13 protein-coding genes are annotated in these 15,992 nt (G+C 70.1%); 7 read left to right on the plus strand and 6 right to left on the minus strand.

Annotation, left to right across the window (positions count from 1 at the left end; genetic code table 11):
- Positions 1-170: 170 nt before the first annotated feature.
- The 3 genes from ACFZBD_RS03035 to ACFZBD_RS03045 form a co-directional block, all read right to left on the minus strand.
- Positions 171-806 (minus strand): aspartate/glutamate racemase family protein, encoded by a 636-nt coding sequence (locus ACFZBD_RS03035; protein ID WP_391134339.1) that lies wholly within the window; start codon positions 804-806, stop codon positions 171-173.
- A 160-nt stretch (positions 807-966) separates the two neighbouring features.
- The gene (gene panD, locus ACFZBD_RS03040) at positions 967-1,392 is read right to left on the minus strand and encodes an aspartate 1-decarboxylase (RefSeq protein WP_391134342.1); all 426 of its coding nucleotides are present in this window, start codon (positions 1,390-1,392) and stop codon (positions 967-969) included.
- Between the two features lie 345 nt (positions 1,393-1,737).
- Complete coding sequence (locus ACFZBD_RS03045; protein WP_391134345.1) at positions 1,738-2,973, minus strand: helix-turn-helix domain-containing protein; 1,236 nt, start codon at positions 2,971-2,973, stop codon at positions 1,738-1,740.
- 329 nt (positions 2,974-3,302) lie between these two features.
- Between ACFZBD_RS03045 and ACFZBD_RS03050 the strand changes: the two genes are divergently transcribed.
- Complete coding sequence (locus ACFZBD_RS03050; protein ID WP_391134348.1) at positions 3,303-3,911, plus strand: helix-turn-helix domain-containing protein; 609 nt, start codon at positions 3,303-3,305, stop codon at positions 3,909-3,911.
- Between the two features lie 134 nt (positions 3,912-4,045).
- On the opposite strand, the gene ACFZBD_RS03055 is transcribed toward ACFZBD_RS03050, so the two are convergent.
- The 3 genes from ACFZBD_RS03055 to ACFZBD_RS03065 all read right to left on the minus strand — a co-directional run bounded on the left by ACFZBD_RS03055 (position 4,046) and on the right by ACFZBD_RS03065 (position 8,303).
- A complete protein-coding gene (locus ACFZBD_RS03055) occupies positions 4,046-5,410 on the minus strand; it encodes an FAD-dependent oxidoreductase (protein ID WP_391134352.1) in 1,365 nt (454 codons plus the stop codon).
- Positions 5,411-5,589: 179 nt separating this feature from the next.
- On the minus strand, positions 5,590-6,648 hold the full coding sequence (locus ACFZBD_RS03060) for a dihydrodipicolinate reductase (RefSeq protein WP_391134355.1): 1,059 nt from the start codon (positions 6,646-6,648) through the stop codon (positions 5,590-5,592).
- 206 nt (positions 6,649-6,854) lie between these two features.
- Positions 6,855-8,303 carry an amino acid permease gene (locus ACFZBD_RS03065; protein ID WP_391134358.1) on the minus strand — a complete coding sequence of 483 codons (1,449 nt, stop codon included), beginning with the start codon at positions 8,301-8,303 and terminating at the stop codon, positions 6,855-6,857.
- A gap of 612 nt (positions 8,304-8,915) precedes the next feature.
- Between ACFZBD_RS03065 and ACFZBD_RS03070 the strand changes: the two genes are divergently transcribed.
- Genes ACFZBD_RS03070 through ACFZBD_RS03095 form a run of 6 tightly spaced genes read left to right on the plus strand, consistent with a single transcriptional unit; the run spans position 8,916 to position 15,988 of the window.
- A complete protein-coding gene (locus ACFZBD_RS03070) occupies positions 8,916-10,451 on the plus strand; it encodes an NAD(P)-binding protein (protein WP_391134362.1) in 1,536 nt (511 codons plus the stop codon).
- Positions 10,444-11,379, plus strand: a complete 936-nt coding sequence (locus tag ACFZBD_RS03075) for an alpha/beta fold hydrolase (RefSeq protein ID WP_391134365.1) — start codon at positions 10,444-10,446, stop codon at positions 11,377-11,379. The genes ACFZBD_RS03070 and ACFZBD_RS03075 overlap by 8 nt, the downstream gene beginning before the upstream one ends.
- On the plus strand, positions 11,363-12,757 hold the full coding sequence (locus tag ACFZBD_RS03080) for an FAD-dependent oxidoreductase (RefSeq protein ID WP_391134368.1): 1,395 nt from the start codon (positions 11,363-11,365) through the stop codon (positions 12,755-12,757). Before ACFZBD_RS03075 ends, ACFZBD_RS03080 begins: the two co-directional genes overlap by 17 nt.
- On the plus strand, positions 12,754-13,458 hold the full coding sequence (locus ACFZBD_RS03085; RefSeq protein WP_391134371.1) for a transporter: 705 nt from the start codon (positions 12,754-12,756) through the stop codon (positions 13,456-13,458). Before ACFZBD_RS03080 ends, ACFZBD_RS03085 begins: the two co-directional genes overlap by 4 nt.
- Before the next feature lie 26 nt (positions 13,459-13,484).
- Complete coding sequence (locus tag ACFZBD_RS03090; RefSeq protein WP_391134374.1) at positions 13,485-14,843, plus strand: aldehyde dehydrogenase family protein; 1,359 nt, start codon at positions 13,485-13,487, stop codon at positions 14,841-14,843.
- A gap of 29 nt (positions 14,844-14,872) precedes the next feature.
- Entirely contained in the window at positions 14,873-15,988 is a 1,116-nt protein-coding gene (locus ACFZBD_RS03095) for a Zn-dependent alcohol dehydrogenase (protein WP_338491736.1), read from the plus strand.
- Positions 15,989-15,992 lie beyond the last annotated feature (4 nt).

Consider the following 15,992-nt stretch of genomic DNA (forward strand, 5'->3'; position numbering starts at 1 on the left):
GCGTCGGGGGCGGGACGGGGCCCGGAGGCGGGACCGGCGAGGGCGGCACCGGATCGGGGTACGGGTGGGTCATGACGGGCCTCTCGGTCGACTCGGCCGTTCAACTCGGCCGTTCTGCACCAGGTTCTACCGGTGCGCGTGCCCGCGCCCGCCGGATCCATTCCTTCGGGTCAGCGGCCCGCCGCGGCGGCTGCGGCGCCGAGACCGGACGCGGGGCTGGAGAGCACGGGCAACGGTGTACGCGTACGGGCGGCGGCGTCCGCCATGGAGGCCTGGGCCAGCACGACGACGGTGTCGCCGCCCGGGTCGATCCGGTCCACGGCGGCGGCGACGGCGTCCAGGTAGCCGTCGCGGTCGCCGGCCTCGAAACGCTCCCACGCCTCCCCCACCAGCAGGGTCTCCACCGCCGGGGACCGGTCGCCCGCCTCCTCGCGCAGGAGCCCGAGGGTGGGCTCGACGGTGGACGCCACGGTCGCGACGACCACGATCCGCGCATGCCGGGCGGCCTCGGCCGCCATCGGCCGGTCCACCCGCAGCACCGGCACACCGAGGGAGGCCGAGGCGCGCTCCGCGACGGCCCCGAGGGTCGAACAGGTGCAGAGCACGGCGGCGGCGCCGTCCCGGACGGCACGCCCGAGAAGGCCACGGACGGCTCCGGCCACCACTCCCGGGCCCTCGACCCGGGCCCGTACGAGCAGTTCCGCGGCGACGAGGTGCCGAAGGACGAGGCCGGGGTGGTATCGGTCGCGTAGGCCGTCGAAGACGGGGACGTGGCCGTCCGAGGTGTGCAGCAGCGCCAAGGTCACCAGAGTTCCGGCGCCTCCTTGAGCTGGGCCTTCGCCGCCTGGACGACCTCGGCCGACGCCGCGGGCGCCTCCTCAGGTGTCACCCTCGTACGCCTCCAGGCGCCCCTCGGCCCGGTCGTCGCGGATCCTCAGCTCCGCCATGCGAGACGCCTCCCCCGGCTCAGACGTGCGCGGCGACGGCCTGCGGGCTGCGCCGGGTGTCACTCCCGGGCACGGGCGCGGACGCGTCGGCCCCCACCTCCACGATCCGGTTGTCCGCGTCCACGTGCACCACCCGCGGCACGAAAGCCCGCGCCTCGGCGTCGTCGACCTGGGCGTAGCTGATGAGGATCACCAGATCACCGGGGTGCACGAGGTGCGCGGCGGCGCCGTTGATCCCGATCACCCCGGACCCGCGCTCGCCCTCGATGACGTACGTCTCCAGCCGGGCCCCGTTGTCGATGTCGACGATGTGTACCAGCTCCCCGGGCAGCAGATCGGCCGCCTCCATGAGATCGGCGTCGACGGTCACGGAGCCGACGTAGTGCAGATCGGCCTGTGTGACGGTGGCCCGGTGGATCTTGGACTTGAACAGAGTGCGCAGCACTGTGGACTCCTCGAAGACGGCTCCCTGCCTGCTTCGTGCAGGTCAAGGGCATCCTCGACTTTACATCGGCACACGCCGAACGATGTTTGTGAGAAACATCGCTCTGGTCGGGCTAGACGGCCCTCACCTGGTCTTTTACGCCGTCACCGGCGGCAGTTCGGGCAATTCTCCAGGAGCGCTCTGCGGCCCATGCTGACCGCATGCTGACTTACCTGATGAACCATCAAGAGCAAGCCCCTGACCGCGTCCACATACCGCAGACCTGTCAAACGTCCAGAGTCGGAACCTACGCGCGCGTACTGACACTGCGCGGCAGATGCCGACCGCAGCCCGTGCCTCGTGAGTTCAGCTCGGAGCGATCGTCACGATGTCAGGGGCGATGTCCAGCACCAGGAGCGCCGCCGCCACGTGGGTCGGGTTGTCCTCCACCTTGACGGCCGAGAGTTCGTTGGCGCGTGAGACGCGCCGTTCGACGGTGTTGCGGTGCGCATAGAGGTCGGCGGCCGCCCGGGTGGTGCTGAAGCCGCACTGCACATAGGTGAGCAGTGCCTGCCGCAGGGCTGTGTCGGCTTCGGCCAATGGCCCGAGGGTGTTGATGACGAACCGACGTGCGCCGGGCCGGTCCTTCGTGAGCGCGTCGATCAGCTCGACGTCGGCGTAGGCGGTGAACCGCCGGTCGGAACCCAGCCGGATCACCAGCGCCTGCGCCGCGAGGGCGTCCTGGTGGCTGGAGCGGAATCCTTCGAGACCGCGTCCCGGCCTTCCCACCGCCGCGCGGACCTCGTCGGTCGCCGCGAGGTCCTTCTCCACGTGGTGAAGGTCCGGGACGGTTTCCCCCGAGAGCCAGATCCACCGCGACGTGGCGCTGGCGCGCGCCACCAGGGCGCTCCGGCCGCCGGCGGAGGAACGCACGGCGGCGATCGCCTCTTCCAGGGCACCGGCCTGCTGGGGATCGTCGACCCAGAGGACGAGACCCACGTGCCACCGCGCCATCCGGTAGCGCAGGCGTCCTTCGGCGAGGTCCTCCGCCATCGGTGCCCCACTGGCGATCAGCTGGATCAGTGCGATCCCCTCTGCATCCGTGTTCCCCATGGCCGCGGCGAGGCCGGCTTGCCGCAGGGCAGCGACGGAGTCGAGGGCGTACTGCACCAGCGACTGCGCCGTCACGTCCAGGACCCCCACGAGAAGATCGGGGTCCGCGCAGTCCGCCACGCATTCCTCCAGCCATCGCCGCCAGCCGATCCCCAGGGCCACACGCCACGCACCGGCGAAGTCGGGCGCGATGCCCCGGGAGACGAGATCGTTGATGTACGCCGTGGTCCTCGGACTGACGTAGGGCTCTACCCTCCGCCCCGGTTGCTGAACGTTTGCGGACAACCATTGGACCACCTCAGAGCGGTTGAGCGCGCGATCCTCCTCGACCAGCGATGCGTCCGCGAGGAGAGCGGGATCGTTCTGGGCGACGAGAGAGGGCCTTGCGAAGGCTTCGATCAGGGCGTCCGTTTCCGTCAGCAGGCGCTGACACAGGGACCTGATCGCATCGGCGACCTCACGCGAGGGCGGGGGCCACAGCTCTTCCATGTTCTCAGTGTCCCTCTGCTCTCGGGGAGCCGAGGCTCCCGACATGCTGTGTCCCAGACCGATGAAGGGCTTGTCGGCGGCCCGGCCGACGACGAGGGCGTCCCCGGCCCTCGGCCGCTGTTTACTCCCACTAAACGGCGGCAGATTTACCACCTTCTCGTCGGCACTACAAGTGGTTCGACACCATCGCCCCCTCCCCCTCCGCAGGGGCGCACCGACCGCCCCTGGCACCCATGCCTTAGCCTCGTGCCACGGAGAGGACTCGTCCGGGTCGGCCCGTCACCTGACAGGCACACGACCTCGGCCTCGGGACGGGCGGTGAGCACACCATGTCCATCGGTGACGGCGGGACAGCAGACGGAGCGGAACGGGGCGCCGCCGCCCTCGAAGCGTCCACCGGCGCGCAGCTGCGGAGGATCAGGCTCGACCGCGGCTTGTCGTTGACGGAGGTCGCGCACCGGGCAGAGGTCACCAAGGGCTTTCTGAGCCAGTTGGAGCGTGGGCTCACCAGCGTGTCCGTCCCCACGTTGCTGCGCGTCTGCGAGGTGCTGCGGATCGGGGTCGGGGAGCTGTTCGCGTGCCCCGACGAACACGTCGTGGACGGCGGAAGCCGGATCGACATGGGCGGTGAGGGCGTGGCCGAATACCTGCTCACGCCCGCCGGCACCACGGCGTTCCAGGTCTTCCGCTCCGTGATCGAGCCAGGCGGGGGCACCGGAGGCCCTTACCGGCTCGACACCGCCACGATTTTCGCGATGGGGCTGAGCGGCTCCACCCGTCTGATCGTCGGAGGCGAGACCCGGATGCTGTCGGCCGGGGCGTCCACGTCGTTCTCCGGGCAGACGCTTCACGAGTTCGACAATCCGGGTACGACGGTGAGCGAGGTCCTCTGGGTCCTGTCGCCTCCCCTGCCGCGCGCCGCGCGAGAACCCGCCTAGATCCCGGCGTCGAATGCCGGGCCCGCATGAGGAGTGGTGCGAGGGCGACGGCTACTTCGCAGGACCCGGCGGTGTTGTCGTAGCGGATGGCGATCTCACACCGCGCCGTCACGGAGCAGGCGTCGCCCGAACCCTCAGGAACCCCCGCGCCTGGCACGACCGAGCGCCCGCCGGGCCCGTGTCCTGCTGCCGTTGAAGAAGTCGTTGAACCGGTCCAGCCCCCAGATGGCCCGGAGGACGAACGGCTGCATCAGCAGCGACATCGACGGCGAGTACTTCGGGGCGTCCGACCAGATGCCGGCGAGGTCGTCCGACATCTGACCGTCGACGATGTAGTCGGCGAGCTGGTGGGTCACGTACGGCACCTGGCAGAGGCCGTGGCCGTTGCAGGCCATCGCGTAGAAGACGTTGTCACCCACCTGCCCGGCGACCGACAGCCAGTCCGGGCTGATGCCGATCCAACCGCCCCAGGCCCGCTCGATGGCCACGTCGGACAGCGACGGGAACCGGTTGGCCAGATCCTTCCCCATGTCCCGCACGACAGCGGGGTCCGGGAGCCGGTCCGGGAGCGGGTAGGTCTGGCCTCGCTGCGCTTTGCGGACCCCGCAGACGATGGTGTTGCGCTCGGTGAGCCGGTAGTGGGTCATCAACTGGTGCTGGGTGATGATGCCGGACCGGCTGGTCCAGTCCAGCGCGGCGAGCCGCTCCGGCGCGATGGGTTCCGACTCGATCTCGATGACGTACAGCGGCGTCGCGAGGTTCTTGGGCGTGATGTCCCACTCGCCGCCGTAGACGCTGGTCGCGAGCAGCACCTTGTTGGCCCGCACGGTGCCGTGCGGTGTCGTGATCTCGACGATGCCGCCCGTGCGCCGGACATCGCTCACCCGCGTCCGCTCGAAGACCTTGGCCGAGGACGCGAGCAGTGCGCGGCGCACACCACGGGCGAGCTTGCCCGGGTTCAGCATCCCGCCGATGGATTCCCGCATCCCGCCCACGAAGCCGGCGGGGAGGCCGAGCTCCTCGCTGCTGCCGACGGTCCCGCCCCCACCGAAGGCGCGCAGGATCGCCGCCTGGGTACGCACCCTGAGCATCATGAGGGGTGAGACCGCACCCCACACCAGGCCGTTCGCCACGTAGTCGCAGTCGATGTCGTGCCTCGTGATGAGGTCTTCCACATAGCGGCCCGCGTGCTCCGCCAGTTTGGCCATGACCGGCATCTTCTTCGGGGACTGGAGGCTGAGCATCCGCAGGTCGCCACCCGGCGCCCCGGCGATCTGACCGCCGTTGCGCGAGGCCGAGCCGTAACCGCAGAACTCGGCCTCCAGCAGGACCACGTCCTGGTCGCGCTCCGCGAGGCGCAGGGCGGCCGCCATGCCGCCCATCCCGCCGCCGATGACGGCGATGTCGCAGGTGAGATCACCGTCCAGCGCGGGCCGCACGTCGTCCGGCGGGTCGATCCAGCCGGTGAAGCTGGTGTACTTCGTGCTGTCGGTCCTCATGCTGTCCCGATCTCCTTCCAGGTGGGGCGTCCGCCCCACTTCGTACTCCGCGTCGTGGCGTGCTCGGCGGCGCGCCCGAGCCCCCGTTCCCTTCCGGCGGATCGACGGTGACGGGCGGCTCTTCGGCGAGACGCGTGAAGACGGCGAACAGGAGGTTCTCCGTCCTCTGCGTCTCCGTCTCAGTCCTGAGAAGTCGTGGCCCCGAGTGAGGTCCGGCCCGCTCGCCGCTCTCCCTTGGCCGCGACCGAACGGGCGGGCAGGTCCCCCATGGTCAGGAGACCGGGACGCGCCTCGACGACCGCGGTGGAGGCGTTGACCGCTGCCGCGACGGTGCTGAGGAAGGAATCGAAGCCCACGGAGGAACGGAGGTCGACGATCTGCTCCTCTCCGACGATCCGGTAGTCGTCACCCGCGGCCACCTCGTCGGCCGCCTCGAAGAACCCGAACGTGATCTCCAGATCAATCACCACCTCGCCCTTGAGCACGCCCCGGGCGGCGTGAGTGACCGCCGCGATCTGCCCCGGTTCGATACGCATGTGGTCCCCGACGCGCGGCGAAGTCGTCACGACGGCGGGTTCGACCTCTCTTACGTCCACCGAGTCGAGATCCCATCCGAGCCCTGCCGCGAGCGCCCCGATGGCCTGCTCGAAGCCGTGGTGCCCGACGACCTCGCCCCGGCTGCGAGCCGTCGCGAACTCGCGCATGGTCAGACCGAGGCCGAACTTCGACAGGATCGCACCGTAGCGTGACATGTTCGTCCGCCGAAGGATCCGCACGCTCTCCACACGCTGGGTCAGTGCGGTCAGGAGGAGAGGAAGGGTGTCCATCAGGACGCCCGGGTTCGCCCCGCTGCCCAGGACGGTCACGCCGTGCGCCTTCGCCGTGTCGTCGAGCCGCCGGGCCAGATCGGGGTGGCTCCGCCATGGATGGGCCAGCTCTTCGCAGATGCTCAGAACGTTGTACGAACGTTCCAGCAGCGGCAGCAAGACGTCGGCCGCCCCGTGCAGATCCGAGACGGTCGCCACGATCGCGAGGTCGGCGACGGGCAGCTCGTCCGGGTCGTTCACGACGACGACACCGTTCGCGAGGCCGCCGAGGAGCCCTCCGAGGTCCTGACCGACCACGCGGGGGTCCCGGTCCGCCGCTCCCACGATCTCCACGTCCGCGCGTCGCAGCAAGGAAGAGGCGATGGCCCGGCCAGTGGCACCGAGCCCCACCACGACAGTCCGATTCTTCAACGTCACTCCCCTGGGCGCCTCGGTCGGCCCGCCCACGACACTGTGCTCGGCGAAATCGGACTTCGCCGGTGGCGGTTGCCTGGTACCCCACTGTCACAGGCAACGGGCATGGCGAGAACGACACTGGGCACCGGCTTCCTCCGAGGGCGGTGCACGGTGCACAGACCGGCCGCGCCCTTGCGCTCATGAGCTGATCGGCAAGTCGCTCAGAGTCGCTCGTAGACAGCCGGTCGGCGCGCTCGCAGGACGAGGGCCTGCACCGCGCCGGCCACGGCCGAGAGGGCGACGAGTCCGCCGATCACCCAGGCACCCGTGGTGGTGCCGACGAGGAGCGGGAAGTTGGCGACCATCAGGCAGACCACGCAGGCCAGGCCGAGGAAGGCGACGGCCGGGGCCACGACCGTCCGCCACACCGGCTGCCGCCCGTCGGCGCGCCGGAAGAAGCCGACGACGGCGAGGCTGGTGGCCGCCATCAGCAGGACGATGCCGAGGGTGGCGGCGCCGGAGAACCACGCGTAGAGGTCCCCGATCGGGTCGAGGCCGAGCGAGGCGACGACGAGCGTGGTGACGAGCGCGACCGCCGAGGCGACGGCCGAGGACGCCGACGGCGCGCGGTGCCGGGGGTGGACGACGCTCAGCGACGCCGGAAGCGCGCCGGCCCGGGACAGCGCGAACTGATAGCGCGTCACGACGTTGTGGAAGGCCAGTACGCAAGCGAACTGGCTTGTTATCAGAAGGAGTTGCATGGCGTCGGCCCAGACGGACCCCACGTAGCTCCGCGTCAACGTGAGGACCAGACCTTCGGGGTCGGCCTGCGCGGCTCCGACCACGGCGTCGACGCCGGAACCCACCACGATCGCCCACACGGTGAACGAGTAGAAGGCTCCGATCACCAGGATCGCGACGTATGTCGCCCGCGGGACCGTGACGTCGGGGTCCTTCGCCTCGTTGCGGAACACGGCCGTCGCCTCGAAGCCGATGAAGCCGAAGAGGGCGAACATGACGCCGAGGCCCAGGGAGCCGGTGCCCACGATCGAGGGCGACACCGGCTCGGCCGTCAGGCCGTGGGCGCCGCCGTGGCCCACGATGCCGACGTCCATGACTAGGAGCAGCAGGAATTCCAGTACCAGCACGGCACCGAGCACCTTGGCGCTCAGCTCGATGTCGCGGTAGCCGAGGAAGGCGATGACGCCCAGCGAGACGAGCGCCCAGGCCCACCACGGGGAGCCGACGTCGGCGTACCGCTCGATGACGTTGCTCGTCGCGACCCCGACGTAGGCGTTCACCCCGACGAGAAGCAGCGTGTAGGAGAAGAGCGCGAGGGTCGCCGCCGAAAGACCGGGGATCCGGCCCAGCCCCGCCTGGACGTAGGCGTAGAAGGCCCCCGCGTCACGTACCCGTCCGGCCATCAGCGTGAAGCCGACCGCGAAGACCAGCAGCAGCACGGTGGACAGCACGAAGTACAGCGGCATCCCCGGGCTGCCGCTCACGGCGAAGGCGAGAGGTACCCCGCCGGCCACCAGGCCGAGCGGTGCCGCCGCGGCGACGACCATGAAAACGATCTGCGACACGCCGAGCCCACGGTGGAGCGGGTTGCCCGATCCCGCTTCACCGCCGGGTGCTTCGGCGTGCCCTGTCTTGGAGAGGTCGGTCATCGCGATCACCTTTCGGCTCACGGGCCGGTACCGGCTCGTCATGGGTGGGTGAAGGAGTGGGTGGAGCGGTACGCCTGCGCGAACGAACAGGTGCGGCTCCCTCGCGGTGGCTGAGCCGGAGCGGCAGGAGGCGGCTCCTGCCGCCCGAGAAGACGCGGCCCCGTGCGGGTTCAGGGACGTCGGCCGCTTCCGCTCGGCCGCGATCGCGGGAGCGACGGCGGCGATCCCCCGCGACTCGATACACCTGTGGGTCCCGGCACGCGGCGAGGTCGTGACGACAGCGGGTTCGGTCTCCCCGCATGACCACGAGCCCGCTGTTTACTACCACTAAACAGCGGGAGGAAACCTCTACCACCCCGGTCTTGCTCCTGCAATGGCTGCGGCAGCAAGACGCCGCTGGACGGCCGTCTCCGACCGCCCTCCCGGAAGGGCCGAGCCCCAGGCTCCACCGGGGCCTCCGCCCGAACGTCGGACACCGTATGGGCGCAGCGGCCGGGTCCGCCTGTGCATCGTGCACCGAGCTCTGGCGAAGGAGGTGCCCGCTGTCGTTCTCGCAGGCGGTCGCGGCTCGCGACAGTGAGGTAACCGCCACAGGAACAGCGAGGAAACGCCATGACAGCTGAGGTGTTGGACGCCGTCGAGGAATTCGACGTGGTGATCATCGGAGCCGGAATCTCCGGGATCGGCGCGGCCACCCATTTCAGCCGGGAGCTGCCCGACAAGTCGCTCGCCGTACTGGAAGCGCGCGACGACATCGGAGGCACGTGGGACCTGTTCCGCTATCCCGGCATCCGCTCGGACTCCGACCTCCACACGTTCGGATACGCGTTCAAGCCCTGGCGCCACGAAGCCGCGATCGCCGACGCTCCCCTCATCAAGGAGTACCTCCACGAGACCGTCGAGGAGAACGGCCTGGAGCGCGTCCTCAGGCTCGGCCACCGGGTCGTCCGCGCGGAGTGGTCCACGGCGGACTCACGGTGGACCCTCACCGTCCAGACGTCGGACTCCGCCACGGGAGCGACCCGGACCAGGACGATCCACGCGGGATGGGTCTTCGCCGCCACCGGCTACTACCGGTACGACGAGGGGTTCTCCCCGGAGTTCCAGGGACGGGACGAGTTCGAGGGCCGGATCGTCCATCCGCAGCACTGGCCCGAGGGACTCGACTACAGCGACAAGAAGGTCGTCGTCATCGGCAGCGGCGCGACCGCGATCACTCTGGTGCCGGCCATGACCACCGGGGCGGGCGCCGCCCGGCACGTGACGATGCTGCAGCGCACCCCCACCTACGTCATGGCGCTCCCCCGCGTCGACAAGGTCGCCCTGGCGCTCACGAAGCTGCTCGGGGAAGAGCGCGGGTACGCCGTGACGCGGTTCAAGAACATCTGGACCGAACACTCCGTCGTGAAGGGCCTGCGGACCTTCCCCAAGGCAGGACGGGCCTTCATCCGGCGCGAGAACGTCAAGCGCCTTCCCAAGGGGTTCGACGTCGACAAGCACTTCAACCCGCCGTACGACCCGTGGGACCAGCGGGTGTGTGTGGCACCGAACGGCGACTTCTTCGACGCGATCAAGGACGGAAGGGCCTCCGTCGTCACCGACGCCGTGGCGAGGTTCAGCAAGCGCGGCATCGTCCTGGCGTCGGGTGAGGAACTGGAAGCCGACATCATCGTCACGGCGACGGGGCTGAACCTTCGGCTCTTCGACGGCATGCCCATCGTGGTCGACGGTCACCAGGTCGACATCGCGGACGCGCTCTGTTACCGCGGCATGCTGCTGAGCGGTTTGCCGAACTGGGCGATGGCGATCGGCTACACCACCTCGTCCTGGACGCTCAAGGTGAGCCTGATGTGTCGTTACTTCATCGATCTCGTCCGCCACATGGACACCCGCGGATACGACACGGTGGTTCCGGTCGCACCGCCGGGAACGAACCGCAGGCCCGTCATGGACCTCCAGGCCGGATACGCCAAGCGCGGCGAGAAGCTCATGCCCAAGCAGGGCCCCGAGAAGCCCTGGCGGATGGCGATGTCCTACCCCGAGGACGCCAGGGCGCTGCGCGGCCCGGTGGCCGACGAGAACCTCCGGTTCGGCGTCCGCCGGGCGGCCGCGCCGGCACCCGGCGGGAGGCGAGCCACCCGTGCCTGAGACGAGCGCCGTCGAGAGCGCCGACCAGTACGCGACCCTGCCGTCCGGGATGACGATCTGTTTCCGGGACCACGGCGACCAGGACGACCCCGCGATGCTGCTCATCGCGGGACTGGGCGAAGACCTCACCTTCTGGTCCGATTCGTTCGTCGACTCCCTCACCGTCCACGGTTTCAGGGTCGTCGCGATCGACAACCGCGACGCCGGCCAGTCGACGTTCGTCGCCGCGCCCCCTCCCGGGCTCTGGCGTCAGATCGCCGCGCGTCCGCGCGGCGACGCGTACGCGCTGGCCGACATGGCCCAGGACGCCGTCGGCGTACTCGACCATCTCGGGATCGCGCGGGTGCATCTGGTCGGGCGGTCGATGGGAGGGATGATCGCGCAGACGATCGCGGCCACAGCACCCGAGCGGGTCCTGTCGCTGGCCTCCCTCTACTCCACGACCGGGGCGCGCAAGGTCGGTCAGCCGGCCCTGTCGACGATCCGGCTCCTCGCCGCCCCGCCGGCGAGGAACAGAACCGCGGCGGTCCGTGCCCACCTGAGGCTCACCCGTCACGTCGCGGGAACGGGGCACCCCATCGACGACGCGGCCGAGGCGGCCATCGCGGCGCGCGGCTGGGACCGGAGCGCCGGCGACCCGGCGGCCGGCACGGCGCGCCAGATCCAGGCCATCCAGCGCTCCGGGGACCGGACGGCCCAGCTGAGCCGGATCACCGCCCCGACGCTGGTCATCCACGGCGACCGGGACCCACTGGTGAGCCCGAGCGGCGGCGCCGCGACAGTCCAGGCGATCCGCTCAGCACAGCACGTGGTCATTCCCGGCATGGGCCATCACCTCCCCGAGTCCCTCGTCGGCCCCATCACGACCTACATCGCGCAGCACGCGAACCGCGTGGGTGAAGGAGGCAGCCATGTCCGGATCTCGTGAGCCCCGCTCCGGGAGCAGCACGGTCGACGTCGTGGTCGTCGGTGCCGGTTTCGCCGGTCTGAGCGCGGCGGAGCGACTGGTGAGCACGGGGCGGTCCGTCCTGGTCGTGGAAGGCCGCGACCGGGTGGGAGGCCGCTCGTTCTCCGGCGAGGTGGCCGGCGTGAAGGTCGACCTCGGAGCGACCTGGGTGGCCCGGCGCCACACCGCCGTCCGGGACCTCGCGAGCCGGGTGGGGTGTACCACCACCGACCAGTTCGCCCAGGGCCGCAACGTGCTGTGGATGGCGGGCCGGCGCCGCACCTACAGCGGGACCATTCCCAAGGTCTCCCCCGCGGCCCTGGTGGACATGGCGCGCATGCAGGCTGCGGTGAACAAGCTGGTCGCGACCGTCGACGTGGACGCGGCGTGGGAGACGCCGGGGGCCGGCCGGCTCGACGCCGTCTCGTTCGGCGAGTGGCTCGACCGGAAGAACGCGCTGCCCGGCACCCGTGCGCTGATGACCGTCATCAGCAAGGTGCAATGGGGCTGCACCCCGGGAGACGTCTCCCTGCTGCACGCACTGCGCTACATCCGTTCGGCGGGCGGGCTCGACCACATGCTGGACGTTGAGGGCGGCCAGCAGCAGGACCGGATCGTCGAGACCACCCAGGAGATCGCCCAGCGGGTGGCGGAGCGGCTCGGCGACCGCGTGCGCCTGGAGACACCGGTGCGCCGCATCGCACAGGACGACGACGGCGTCACCGTCCGCACCGACTCCGGCGAGATCCGGGCCCGGTACGCGATCGTCACGGCCTCACCGGCGCACCGCGCCGCCATCGCCTTCGAGCCCGCTCTGTCCCAGCAGGGCGAAGGGCTCACGCGGACCTGGCGCATGGGCGTGCTGAGCAAGGCGTTCGTGGCCTACGAGAGGCCGTTCTGGCGGACCGACGGCTGTTCCGGCGAGGCGGTGACCGACACCGGAACCGTGTTCATCACCTTCGACGTGTCCCCCGCCCTCGGCGGGCCGGGCGTCCTGATGGCCTTCTGCGATCCGCGCGTCTTCGACGGCTTCAGCCCCGGGGCCCGACGCGACCGGGTGGTCCGGCAACTCGCCGACCTCTACGGTCCGCAGGCGCTCGCCCCGATCGACTACGTGGACCACTGCTGGGGAGCGGAGCCCTTCGCCCCGGGCGGCCCCAACCCCGCCGTCGCCCCCTACGCGACCACGAGCTTCGGCAAGGCGCTGAGCGAGCCCCACGGGCGCGTCCACTGGGCGGGCTCCGAAACCGCCGGCGAATGGGCCGGAACCATGAACGGCGCCGTTCTGACGGGCCAGCGCACCGCGGAGAGCGTCCTCACCCTGCTGACTCGCGACGTCCGAGAGGGGGCGTCCCGATGAAGGAGACGCTGTTCCTGCTGGCCGACCTGTGGATGATCTTCGCCGGTTACTTCTACGGCTGGAGATTCATCCGCCGCTACGGCAACTACCTCCTGGGTCTCGAGTGGATGGTCGTCGCGACGTCGGGCACCAACTTCCTGCTCTGGTCGCTGCTCGGGGCCAAGAGCGACAGCGTGCTGTACGACGTGGCGTACTTCTTCGACGCGTTCTCCAGGTCGGTCGGCATCACCCTCATCCTGGTCCTGGGCCTGATGAAGGTCACCCATCGCTACAAGCCGAGCCGCGGCGTCGACGTCGCCGTGTTCGGGGTCGCGATCGTGGCCGCCCTGTTCCTCCGCCCCCTCCACGGCGCGGATCTCCACACCGACCGTGCCGCGTTCTGGGTCTCCGTGTTCTACGTCGTCGTCAACCTCCTCACGGCCGTGTTCCTCTGCTACTTCGTCAAACGGCTCTGGAGCGCGGGCGCGAGGTGGCCGGCGGTCTGGACCGGACTGGTCACGGCCGCCGGGACCACCATCGCGATCACGTACGACTTCTTCCCGCTGCCGTTCGACGACGCGAACCGCACGATCTTCTACACCGCCGCGCTGGCGACCTGGGGCACCCAGGGATTCGTCTACTTCCACGCCTACCGCGCCCTGCACGACCGCGACGCGGCCTCGGACGCGAACCCGGCCCCCGCGACCGGGGCCCTCGCATGAACCCGTCACATCCACAAGGAGCCAGCATGACGAAAAGGCACGTGTACGCGGTGGTGGAGCCGGCCACCGGCAAGCTGGTCAAGGAGTACCCCACCGCGACGGACGAGACCGTCGACGCGGCGCTCGACGCGGCGGCGGAGGCCTACGCGCAGTGGTCGAGGCAGACCTCCGTGGCACAGCGCGCCCAGCTGCTGCACGCCGTCGCCACCTTGCACGACGAGCGCAGCCGGCAGCTCGCCGAGATCATCCACCGGGAGATGGGCAAGCCGGTGGACGAGGCCGTCGGGGAGGTCGAGTTCAGCGCCTCCATCTACCGGTACTACGCCGAGAACGCGGAGAAGTTCCTCACCGACGAGCCGATCGAGCTCCTGGAGGGCGAGGGCACCGCCTTCGTCCGTCGCCAGCCGGTCGGCGTGCTGCTGGGAATCATGCCCTGGAACTACCCGTACTACCAGGTGGCCCGGTTCGCCGCGCCCAACCTCGCGCTGGGCAACACCATCGTGCTCAAGCACGCGTCGCAGTGTCCGGAGTCGTCCGCGGCTCTCCAGCAGCTGTTCACGGACGCGGGCTTCCCCCAGGGCTGCTACGTCAACGTCCACGCCACCGGCGAGCAGATCGGCCGCGCCATCGCCGACCCCCGCGTGCAGGGCGTCTCCTTCACCGGTTCGGAGCGGGCCGGCGCGGAGGTCGCCGAGAAGGCCGGACGCAGCCTCAAGAAGGTGGTGCTCGAACTGGGCGGCTCGGACCCGTTCATCGTGCTGTCGACCGACGACCTCGACGCCACGGTCCAGGCGGCGGTCGAGGCGCGGTTCGAGAACGCCGGGCAGGCGTGCAACGCCGGGAAGCGCTTCATCGTCGCCGAGGACCTCTACGACGCCTTCCTCGACAGGTTCACCGAGAAGGTGCTCGCGCTGACCGACGGCCTGGCGCCGCTCTCCTCGGTCGCCGCCGCCGAGTACGTCGAGGAGCAGGTCGGGCGAGCCGTCACCGAGGGGGCGACCTTCGTCTCCGCACGGCAGCGCGAGGGGGCGTACTTCCCGCCCGGCGTGCTGACGGGCCTCTCCCCGGCGTCGCCGTCGGCCGCCGAGGAGCTCTTCGGCCCCGTCGCGACCGTCTACCGGGTCGCCTCCGAGAAGGAGGCCGTCGAGCTGGCGAACGACACCCCGTACGGCCTTGGCTCCTACGTGTTCACGACGGACGCCGAGCAGGCGCTGCGCGTCGCCGACAGGATCGAGGCCGGCATGGTCTTCATCAACGGCGTCGGCCTCGACGGCACGGAACTGCCCTTCGGTGGAGTCAAGTTGTCCGGCTTCGGCCGCGAGCTCGGACGGGCGGGCATCGACGAGTTCGCCAACAAGAAGCTCATCCGCACCGCTCGGACGTGACCGCCCCACCACACGGAAGGAAGACCTTCATGACGATCGAGTTCGACGCCGCCGTCTTCAGGACGCCGAACGAACCGCTGACCATCGAGCGAGTGACGATCCCCTCGACGCCTCCGCCCGGCGAGGTGCTCGTGCGGCTCCGGGCGAGCGGGGTGTGCCACAGCGACCTCCACGTCCTCTTGGGCGAATGGGAGGTTCCTACGCCGATGATCCTCGGCCATGAGGGAGCCGGGATCGTCGAGAGCGTGGGCGAGGGCGTCACGACGCTCAAGAAGGGCGACCACGTCGTGCTGTCCTGGACGCCCTCGTGTCGCCGCTGCCGCTACTGCATCAGCGGCAGGCCCGTCCTCTGTGACATGGTAAGCCAGCACTCGGCGAACCACCTGTCGTTCGACGGCCGGTCCCGGATCACGTCCGCCGGCGGGGACGACGTCCTCAGCTTCGCGGGCCTCGGAACGTTCGGCGAGTACGCCCTCGTGCCCGAGTCGGGCGCGATCGCCGTCCGGGACGACGCCCCGTTCCCGCAGGCGGCTCTGGTCGGATGCGCCGTCACGACCGGTGTCGGCGCGGCCGTCAACACCGCCAACGTGCGGCCGAGCGACACCGTACTGGTCCTCGGCTGCGGCGGCGTCGGCCTGAACGCGATCCAGGGTGCCCGGCTCGCCGGCGCGCGGAAGATCATCGCCGCGGACATCTCCGACGAGAAGCTGGAGCAGGCACGCGTCTTCGGCGCGACCGACCTGATCAACAACGGTCGCGAGGACTTCGCGGACCGGGTGCGGCAGCTCACCGACGGACGCGGTGTGGAGATCGCCATCGAGGCCATAGGACTGCCCCGCACCATCGAGGCGGCCTACGAGGTCCTGGCCCGGGGCGGCACGGCGGTGGTCGCCGGGCAGGTGGCGGACGGCCTGAAGGTCTCCATCGACCCCTTCGTCATGTCCGATCAGGAGCTCTCGCTCATCGGCTCGAACTACGGCTCCAGCAAGCCTGCTTCCGACTTCCCGCTGCTGATCGACCACTACATGAACGACCGCATCGATCTCGACTCCCTGGTGACGAGCGTGATCGGTCTGCAGGACGTCAACGAGGCGTTCGACCAGATGAAGCGCGGCATCGGCATCCGCTCGGTGATCACGTACTGAAAGG

It is taken from the genome of Streptomyces sp. NPDC008121, from assembly GCF_042957155.1.
Lineage (GTDB): Bacteria > Actinomycetota > Actinomycetes > Streptomycetales > Streptomycetaceae > Streptomyces.

Coding starts and splice junctions, on each gene's coding strand:
- ACFZBD_RS03045 (WP_391134345.1), bottom strand. CDS start 2,973: ATGGAAGAGCTGTGGCCCCCGCCCTCGCGTGAGGTCGCCGATGCGATC.
- ACFZBD_RS03050 (WP_391134348.1), top strand. CDS start 3,303: ATGTCCATCGGTGACGGCGGGACAGCAGACGGAGCGGAACGGGGCGCC.
- ACFZBD_RS03055 (WP_391134352.1), bottom strand. CDS start 5,410: ATGAGGACCGACAGCACGAAGTACACCAGCTTCACCGGCTGGATCGAC.
- ACFZBD_RS03065 (WP_391134358.1), bottom strand. CDS start 8,303: ATGACCGACCTCTCCAAGACAGGGCACGCCGAAGCACCCGGCGGTGAA.
- ACFZBD_RS03070 (WP_391134362.1), top strand. CDS start 8,916: ATGACAGCTGAGGTGTTGGACGCCGTCGAGGAATTCGACGTGGTGATC.
- ACFZBD_RS03080 (WP_391134368.1), top strand. CDS start 11,363: ATGTCCGGATCTCGTGAGCCCCGCTCCGGGAGCAGCACGGTCGACGTC.
- ACFZBD_RS03085 (WP_391134371.1), top strand. CDS start 12,754: ATGAAGGAGACGCTGTTCCTGCTGGCCGACCTGTGGATGATCTTCGCC.
- ACFZBD_RS03090 (WP_391134374.1), top strand. CDS start 13,485: ATGACGAAAAGGCACGTGTACGCGGTGGTGGAGCCGGCCACCGGCAAG.
- ACFZBD_RS03095 (WP_338491736.1), top strand. CDS start 14,873: ATGACGATCGAGTTCGACGCCGCCGTCTTCAGGACGCCGAACGAACCG.